Origin of the sequence: Flavobacterium sp. (genome assembly GCF_040382755.1) — a bacterium.
Taxonomy (GTDB): Bacteria; Bacteroidota; Bacteroidia; order Flavobacteriales; family Flavobacteriaceae; genus Flavobacterium.
Genome location: NZ_JBEIET010000083.1, coordinates 1 through 9,268, shown reverse-complemented (window position 1 = coordinate 9,268; position 9,268 = coordinate 1). Strand labels below are relative to the sequence as shown.

The following is a 9,268-nucleotide window of genomic DNA, read 5'->3' as shown; positions in this document are numbered from 1 at the left end:
TCAAGGTACACATGGCATATTCCATACCACCGTCGCCACCTTGAATAACGGAATATTGTTTGTACGGATATTGACCTACATTTTTATTGAAATAGGCTAATAATTCAGCGGTTTTAGGCTGCATTTTTTTCCAATTTTCTAAGTTCTCTTTTTTGTTTTTATATAAGAAGTGTAATTCTGTTTCATTTTCACCCATAATTTTATCGTGAATGTATTCTGGATCTGCAGCCCAAGCAAAATCATGTACGTTTGGCGCTACGAAATGCCAAGTTAATGATGATGTTTTTTTCGGATAAGTAACCACAACACCTGCGTCTTCATACCCTTTTCCAATTTCATTTTTATTTTGAAGATATCCTGTACTTCCAATAGTATAGTCTTTATCAATAGTAATTTTTACATCAAAATTCCCCCAAACACCATGAAATTCTCTTGCTATATAAGTGTCGGCATGCCATCCTTCAAAATCATATTCAGCCATTTTAGGATACCATTGTGTCATGGAAAGCGCTACATTTTCTTCTGAATTTCTTCCAGAACGACGAATTTGAAGTGGCACTTGTCCTTCAAAATCTAATGTAAAAGTGGAACTTGATTTTGGTAAAATTGGTTGAGGCAAAGTAACTTCTAAAACGGTTCCTACTACTCTACTTTGTGCAGCAGTTCCATTTTGTTTGCAATTTGAAACCAACAAATATCCAATTTCGTTTGGCTGCAAAGTACTTATTCTACTTTCCTTAATTTCTTTTTTATCTTTTGTAAATTTTCGCACCATTCGTTTGTCAGGATCCGAAATAGTTTGCAAACGCATATCCATAGCACTTCCTGGCTGAAACGCATTTGGATACAAATGAAAGAAGACTTTCTTTAACGTATCAGGTGAATTATTTGTATAATTTAATTCTTGATTTCCTTTATATTGGTATTTTTTCACATCCATATTCACATTCATTTTATAATCAACATGTTGTTGCCAATATCCTGAATTTGGATTGTTTTGTGCAAAAGAAATTCCTGTTAAAAGAATTAAAAAATGTTTAAATGTATTTTTCATTTGTAACTGTATTATGTAAAAAGAAAACCACAAAGATAAACGACTACGTATCTCTTTGTGGTTACTGTATGTTTTTGATGTTTTATTTTTTAGTCATTTTTTCAGCTAATAACAAAGCATTATATGCATTTACTATTTTTCCAGATTTAGACACTTCAGAAAAGTTAACCTTCTTTTTATCTTCACCTACAGAAATCATATTTTTTAACGATGTACCACTTTCCATAATAATTTGTTTCACCTCAACGCAAGTTAAACTTGGATAGTAAGCACGAATTAATGCGGCAACACCCGCTACATTTGGTGAAGCCATTGAAGTACCTTGTAAATATTCGTAGGTATTTAAAGGAGTGGTTGCGTAAATTTTTTCACCTGGTGCAAAAATATCAACATTATTTTTTCCATAATTTGAAAAAGAAGCTACCATTTTAGACCCATAATCTGGAGTAAGTGCACCAATAATTAAAACGTTATTAGCAAATTCTAGTGAATTATCATACGTGTCATTTGGATATTTATTCGTTACATCTAAATCATATGATTCGTTTCCTGCAGCAATTACTACAAGTACATCTTTAGATGCCGCATATTTTATGGCATCTATAACCCATTCTTTGTTTTGAGAAAAATACTTTCCAAAAGAACCATTGATTACTTTTGCACCATTATCTACTGCATAACGAATTCCTAAAGCAATATCTTTATCGTATTCATCACCATCAGGAACCGCTCGAACTGCCATAATTGAAACAACAGAGCTTGCTACTCCATCGCCACCTTTTTTATTACCTCTTACTTGCGCCACAATACCCGCAACATGTGTACCATGTTTTGCTTCTTTTGGCTCAGGTCCTACGACATTATTATTACCGTATTTTGTATCTTTAATATCTTCTGGATTATCGCCAACTATTTTTCTACCATCGTATGCTACATTCAAATTATAATTTAATTGCCCATAAACATGGTCTTTAAAATCAATAATTTCTTTATCAAAATCAGCTTTAGTCATTCCTGTTAAAAACTGAGAAAACATCGCTTTTGCTTGTAACAAACTTTGATCTTTAGTATCAATTTTTTTAACTTCCTCTAAAGTAAAGTTATCTTTTTTAAGATGCGATTTAATAGCTTTTTCAGCGTTTAAAATCATATCTAATTGCTGCTTATCTTGTTGCAATCCTTTAATATCTTCTTCTAATTTTGCTTTTGCTCTTTCATAATCAGGTGTGTTTGGACCTTTTTTTACAATACGAGTCATTTCTAATTGCTCATGAACAGCATCTCCTAAAAAATTCCAACCATTAATATCATCAATATACCCATTTTTATCATCGTCAATATTATTTCCAGCAATTTCTTTTGGATTGGTCCAAATAACCGATTTTAAATCTTCGTGATTAATATCTACACCAGAATCTACAATACCAACAATCACTTTCGTTCCTTTTTTTCCTTTTAATACTTCAGCATACGCTTTATCCACACTCATACCTGGTACGGTGTCTTTTATTATGTCTAAATTACTCCAACGCTGTAAGTCTTTTTCTTTTAAAGGGGTTGTTTTTAATGGCATTTTATCAATATTCTCAACCGGAGTTGAAACCATTTTAGCTGATCCGCAACCAGATAAAACAAGTGCTAAGGCAAATGATAGATATAAAGGTTTAAATTGAATTTTCATATTCGTATAATTTTATTTAATTTGATAATTAGTAAGTATTTCAAAGGGTTTGTTACACATAAAATGTACTAAAATATATCTTCACATTTAAAAACATCTTTTAACCTTACCCCTTTTTCTGTTTTTTCTACAGTTATAATTTGATTGTGTGCATCGTGCTCTAAAAATAAATAGTAATTATTTTCTGCAGCTGCAGTCATAAATTTTGCTTTTTCGTCCATTGTTAAAAGCGGTCTGGTATCGTATCCCATAACATATGGAATAGGAATATGACCAGCAGTAGCTAATAAATCGGCACAAAAAACAATGGTTTTTCCTTTATAATTAATATGCGGAAGCATTTGTTTTTCGGTATGTCCATCAGCAAAAAAGATGCCAAAATCTAATTCTGAAGTAGTTAAAAAATCACCTTCGGCACGATTAATAAATTTCAACTGACCGCTTTCTTGCATTGGCAAAATATTTTCATTTAAAAAAGAAGCTTTTTCACGAGAATTTGGTTGAGTTGCCCATTCCCAATGGTTTTTATTTGTCCAAAAGTTTGCATTTTTAAAAGCCACTTCATAACCTGTTTTGTCGTGATTCCAATTTACAGAACCACCACAATGGTCAAAGTGTAAATGTGTCATAAAAACATCAGTAACATCATCTTTATGAAATCCGAATTTAGCTAATGATTTGTCTAAACTTTCGTCGCCCCAAAGAGAATAATAGCCAAAAAACTTATCGGATTGTTTGTTTCCCATTCCGGTATCTATTAATGTAAGCTTATTTCCATCTTCAATTAGCAAACATCTGGCAGCAATATCTATTAAATTATTAGCATCAGCAGGATTGGTTTTATTCCAAATTGTTTTGGGAACAACACCAAACATAGCACCGCCGTCTAACTTAAAATTTCCTGCTTCTATTGGATATAATTTCATGATTTATATTTTTTGCCAAATTACAAAATTTTCAATAAATGAAATCGTAAAATACAACAAGTTTGCCTAAGTAAACATCAATAAAAAAAACGATAACATTTATGACCACTAAAAAATAATATTAGCATAAATGAAAACTATGAAAATATAAGTTATAAAAATGTTATCAAACCTTGTAAAAAGTTTTTTATGGTTTATCTTTGCAGAGTTAATTTAGACAAAATCAAAATAAGGAATACAAAACAAATATAATTAATAACTAAGTTATGATAAAAGTATCTGAATCTGCAAGTAAAAAAATTATTGATATGATGAAGGAAGAAGGTTTTGATGCTGCAACTGATTATGTCCGTGTTGGTGTAAAAAGTGGCGGTTGTTCTGGACTTTCTTATGAATTAAAATTTGATAAAGAGTTAGGTGAAAATGATAAAGTTTTCGAAGATAGTAATGTAAAAATTGCTGTTGAAAAAAAATCATTTTTATATTTAGCTGGAACTATTTTAGAATTCTCAGGAGGATTAAACGGAAAAGGGTTTGTTTTTAACAATCCAAATGCACAAAGAACGTGTGGGTGTGGGGAAAGTTTTTCGCTTTAACAGAATCTAAAAAAGGGAACAATCTAAAAAATTCAAAAAATGGCAAAGTACAATTCATTTGAAGAAATGGAAGTTTATCAAAAAGCTTTACAATTTGGTGTAAAAGTTTATAAATTGACATTATCAGATGAAAAAATTGCTAAAGATTACGGTTTGAAAGACCAATTACAAAGAGCTGCCTTATCAATATCTAACAACATAGCGGAGGGTTTTGAACGGGAGACGAAAAAAGAATTAATTAGATTTTTATATTTTTCAAAAGGATCAGCAGGAGAATGTAGAAATATGTTTAATTTTTTATTGTCATTAGAATACATAAATAATGACAATTATCATGAATACAAAAATAATGTTTTAGAAATTTCAAAACAATTAGGAAATTACATAAAATATTTAAAAAACTTAGAAAAACAAGATAAACTAAATCAAAAAAATCTATAATTCTAAAAAAATAAATTGGCTACATATTTAATAGTTTAATAAATTTTTTAGATTTTTAGATCTTTTAGATCTTTTAGATAAAAAAATGAGTAAATACACAGAAGACGATTTAAAAGTCGAATTAGAAAATAAAGAATACGAATACGGATTTTATACTGAATTAGAATCGGAAACGTTTCCAATTGGTTTAAATGAAGACATTGTGCGTGCTATTTCTGAAAAGAAAAACGAACCACAATGGATGACCGATTGGCGTTTAGAAGCATTCGCCGCGTGGAAACAAATGGAAGAACCAGAATGGGCAAATGTGCAATATGAAAAACCCGATTTTCAAGCTATTGCCTATTATTCGGCACCAAAAAAATCAGATCCAAATAAAACATTAGATGATGTTGATGCGGAATTATTAGAAATGTACAAAAAACTTGGAATTTCTATTGACGAGCAGAAAAAAATGAATAATGTAGCAATGGATATTGTTGTTGATTCTGTTTCAGTAGCTACTACATTCAAAAAAACATTAGGCGAAAAAGGAATTATTTTTTGTCCTATTTCCGAAGCCATTCAAGAACATCCCGAATTAGTTAAAAAATATTTAGGAACTATTGTACCGCAAAAAGATAATTTTTACGCCGCTTTAAATTCAGCCGTTTTCTCTGATGGAAGTTTTTGTTATATTCCAAAAGGTGTGAAATGTCCGATGGAATTATCAACTTATTTTAGAATCAATCAAGGTGGAACAGGACAATTTGAAAGAACTTTAGTAATCGCCGATGAAGGCAGTTATGTCTCTTATCTTGAAGGATGTACAGCTCCAAGTCGTGATGAAAATCAACTTCACGCTGCGGTTGTAGAATTGATTGCTTTAGACGATGCTGAAATAAAATATTCGACCGTTCAAAACTGGTATCCTGGAAATAAAGAAGGAAAAGGTGGTGTATTCAATTTTGTAACCAAAAGAGGTTTATGTGAGAAAAACGCTAAAATTTCTTGGACACAAGTTGAAACAGGTTCTGCCGTAACTTGGAAATACCCATCTTGTGTTTTAAAAGGAGATAATTCTATTGGTGAGTTCTACTCTATCGCTGTAACAAATAATTTCCAACAAGCGGATACGGGAACAAAAATGATTCATTTAGGTAAAAATACAAAGTCAACCATTATTTCAAAAGGAATTTCGGCTGGTAAATCTCAAAATAGTTACCGTGGATTGGTTCAAATTAGTAAAAACGCTGATAATGCCCGAAACTTCTCACAATGTGATAGTTTACTTATGGGTAATAATTGTGGTGCCCATACATTTCCATATATAGAAAGTAAAAATACAAGTGCAAAAATAGAACACGAAGCCACCACATCTAAAATTGGAGAAGACCAAGTATTTTATTGCAACCAAAGAGGAATCCCTACAGAAAAAGCAATTGCTTTAATTGTAAATGGTTTCAGTAAAGAAGTCTTAAATAAATTACCAATGGAATTTGCAGTAGAGGCGCAAAAATTATTGGAAATTAGTTTAGAAGGCTCCGTAGGATAATCAAAATATAAATCAGAATAAAAACACATTCATACAATGTTACAAATTAAAAACTTACACGCTTCAGTTGAAGACAAAGAAATATTAAAAGGAATTAATTTAGAAGTAAAAGCGGGAGAAGTTCACGCGATTATGGGACCAAATGGTGCTGGAAAAAGTACCCTTTCATCTATAATTGCTGGAAACGAAAACTATAACGTAACTGCTGGCGAAATTATTTTAGAAGGTGAAGACATATCTGAATTAGCACCCGAAGAAAGAGCTCACAAAGGCGTTTTCTTGTCTTTTCAATATCCAGTTGAAATACCTGGTGTTTCAGTTACAAATTTTATGAAAACGGCTATTAATGAATCGCGTAAAGCACGTGGACAAGAAGATATGCCTGCAAATGAAATGCTGAAATTAATTCGTGAAAAATCAGAATTGTTAGAAATTGACAGAAAATTTTTATCGCGTTCACTTAACGAAGGATTTTCTGGTGGTGAGAAAAAACGTAATGAAATTTTTCAAATGGCGATGTTAGAACCAAAATTAGCCATTCTTGACGAAACAGATTCTGGTTTAGATATTGATGCTTTGCGCATTGTTGCTAATGGTGTGAACAAGCTAAAAAATGAAACCAATGCCGTTTTAGTTATTACGCACTACCAAAGATTATTAGATTATATAGTTCCTGATTTTGTACACGTTTTAATGGATGGAAAAATCGTTAAATCTGGCGATGCCTCTTTAGCATTAGAATTAGAAGAAAAAGGATACGATTGGATTAAAAACGAATTGGTATAATTGTTTGTAGTTTATTGTTTATTGTTCTCGCAGCCATAAACTAAAAACCATAAACCATAAACATAAATTATGGAATTAAAAGAAAAAATACTATCGTCTTTTATGGCGTTTGAAGAAAAAATTGCTGATGTAAACAATGATTTACACGACATTAGAACTTCAGCTATAAAACACTTTGAAAATAAAGGTTTTCCTACTAAAAAAGAGGAAGCCTGGAAATATACCTCGTTAAATGCCATTTTAAAAAATGATTTTAGTGTATTTCCTAAAAAAGAAAATACTGTAGAATTTGCTGATGTAAAAAAATACTTCTTAAATGAAGTGGATACGTATAAAGTTGTATTTATTGACGGGAAATTCAGTTCACATTTATCATCCACCACACACGATGGTTTAGATGTTTGCTTAATGTCTTCGGCCTTAAACAAGCCAAAATACAAGATGTACATTGACGAATATTTCAACAAAATTGCGAATAAAGATGATAGTTTAACATCATTAAACACGGCTTTTTCTCAAGAAGGTGCGTATGTAAATATTCCAAAGAGCAAAGTGGTTGACAAACCTATTGAAATTTTATATTTTTCAACAGGTTCTGAAGCTGCATTAATGACACAGCCTCGAAATTTAATACTTGTAGGAGAAAATGCACACGTACAAATTGTAGAACGTCACCAGAGTTTAAATAGCAATCCGGTTTTAACAAATTCGGTTACAGAAATTTTTGCTCAAAAACGCGCAATTGTTGATTATTATAAAGTGCAAAACGATTTACAAACTGCGAATTTAATTGACAATACATACATTGCTCAAAAACAAGACAGTCACGTTTCGGTTCATACATTTTCGTTTGGAGGAAACATTACCAGAAATAATTTAAACTTCTACCATCAAGGCGAACATATTGATTCTACTTTAAAAGGTATTACTATTATTGGCGACAAACAACACGTTGACCATTATACTTTAGTGCAACACGCAACGCCAAATTGTGAAAGTCATCAAAATTATAAAACTATTTTGGACGGAAGTGCTACAGGTGTTTTTAATGGTAAAATTTTCGTAGAAAAAGAAGCACAAAAAACAGATGCGTTTCAGCAAAATAATAATATTCTATTAAGTGATAAAGCTACTATTAATGCGAAACCTCAATTGGAAATTTTTGCAGATGATGTAAAATGTTCACACGGTTGTACTATTGGACAGTTAGATGAAAGTGCGATGTTTTATATGCAACAACGTGGAATTGGTAAAAAAGAAGCCAAAGCATTATTAATGTACGCGTTTACAAGTGAAGTGACTAATAGTGTGAAAATTCCAGAACTAAAAAGTAAAATCGCCCGAATTATTGCCGATAAATTAGGTGTAAATATGGGATTTGATTTATAAAAAAACAATTATATAAAAAAAGCGGTTTCAATATTGAAACCGCTTTTTTTTTACTCTTTTCTATATTTTTTAGTTTCTTCAAAAACGTGTTCTAAAATTTTAGCGTCTTCTTCAGAAAATTCAACATTTCTTCTTGCCATTACAATTTTAGCAGTTTCAAACGCTTTTTTGGTCAGATAAGTTGTAAAACCACTTGCTCCGCCCCAACTGAAACTTGGCACAAAATTTCTTGGAAATCCTGCTCCAAAAATATTAGTACTTACCCCAACAACTGTGCCCGTATTAAACATAGTATTAATTCCGCATTTACTGTGGTCACCCATCATTAATCCGCAAAATTGCAAACCTGTTTTAGCGAAATTTTCTGTTTCGTAGCTCCACAATTTTACTTCTTCGTAATTGTTTTTTAAGTTACTATTGTTGCTATCTGCACCCATATTACACCATTCACCTAAAACGGCATTTCCTAAAAACCCATCGTGTCCTTTATTAGAATAGCCAAATAAAACCGAATTATTCACTTCACCACCAATTACAGAATGAGGTCCAACCGTTGTGGCGCCATAAACTTTTGTAGCTAATTTCACTCTACCCGATTCACACAAAGCAAAAGGACCTCTAATTACAGAACCTTCCATTATTTCAGCATTTTTACCAATATAAATAGGACCTGTTGATGCATTTAAGGTTACAAATTCTAATTTAGCGCCTTCTTCAATAAAAATATTTTCTGGTGCAATTACGTTTACCGATTTAGGTATCGGTTGTGAAAATCGATCTTCAGTCAACAATTCGAAATCTTCACGAATAGCTACCTCATTTTTTTGAAAAATATCCCAAGTGTTTTCAATTTTAATGCAG

Annotated in this window: 9 protein-coding genes; 5 read left to right on the top strand and 4 right to left on the bottom strand. The window is 31.5% G+C overall.

Annotated elements, in window-relative coordinates:
* The 3 genes from ABWO04_RS08175 to ABWO04_RS08165 all read right to left on the bottom strand — a co-directional run.
* A partial coding sequence (locus tag ABWO04_RS08175) for a M1 family metallopeptidase (RefSeq protein WP_353079004.1) occupies window positions 1-1,054 on the bottom strand: 1,054 nt, incomplete at its 3' end.
* An 82-nt stretch (window positions 1,055-1,136) separates the two neighbouring features.
* Window positions 1,137-2,735, bottom strand: a complete 1,599-nt coding sequence (locus ABWO04_RS08170; RefSeq protein WP_353079002.1) for a S8 family peptidase — start codon at window positions 2,733-2,735, stop codon at window positions 1,137-1,139.
* A 68-nt stretch (window positions 2,736-2,803) separates the two neighbouring features.
* Window positions 2,804-3,661 (bottom strand): MBL fold metallo-hydrolase, encoded by an 858-nt coding sequence (locus ABWO04_RS08165; RefSeq protein ID WP_353079000.1) that lies wholly within the window; start codon window positions 3,659-3,661, stop codon window positions 2,804-2,806.
* A gap of 266 nt (window positions 3,662-3,927) precedes the next feature.
* On the opposite strand from ABWO04_RS08165, the gene ABWO04_RS08160 reads away from it, so the two are divergent.
* The 5 genes from ABWO04_RS08160 (at window position 3,928) to sufD (ending at window position 8,407) form a co-directional block, all read left to right on the top strand.
* The gene (locus tag ABWO04_RS08160; protein WP_291242476.1) at window positions 3,928-4,257 is read left to right on the top strand and encodes a HesB/IscA family protein; all 330 of its coding nucleotides are present in this window, start codon (window positions 3,928-3,930) and stop codon (window positions 4,255-4,257) included.
* A 39-nt stretch (window positions 4,258-4,296) separates the two neighbouring features.
* Window positions 4,297-4,698: a four helix bundle protein gene (locus ABWO04_RS08155; RefSeq protein ID WP_353078998.1), complete on the top strand. Its 402-nt coding sequence runs from the start codon at window positions 4,297-4,299 to the stop codon at window positions 4,696-4,698.
* Between the two features lie 85 nt (window positions 4,699-4,783).
* Window positions 4,784-6,232 (top strand): Fe-S cluster assembly protein SufB, encoded by a 1,449-nt coding sequence (sufB, locus tag ABWO04_RS08150; protein WP_353078996.1) that lies wholly within the window; start codon window positions 4,784-4,786, stop codon window positions 6,230-6,232.
* Between the two features lie 36 nt (window positions 6,233-6,268).
* Window positions 6,269-7,018, top strand: coding sequence for a Fe-S cluster assembly ATPase SufC (sufC, locus tag ABWO04_RS08145; RefSeq protein WP_353078994.1), 750 nt, complete (start codon window positions 6,269-6,271; stop codon window positions 7,016-7,018).
* A gap of 69 nt (window positions 7,019-7,087) precedes the next feature.
* Entirely contained in the window at window positions 7,088-8,407 is a 1,320-nt protein-coding gene (gene sufD, locus ABWO04_RS08140; protein WP_353078991.1) for a Fe-S cluster assembly protein SufD, read from the top strand.
* A 50-nt stretch (window positions 8,408-8,457) separates the two neighbouring features.
* On the opposite strand, the gene ABWO04_RS08135 is transcribed toward sufD, so the two are convergent.
* A partial coding sequence (locus ABWO04_RS08135; RefSeq protein WP_353078989.1) for a GlmU family protein occupies window positions 8,458-9,268 on the bottom strand: 811 nt, incomplete at its 5' end.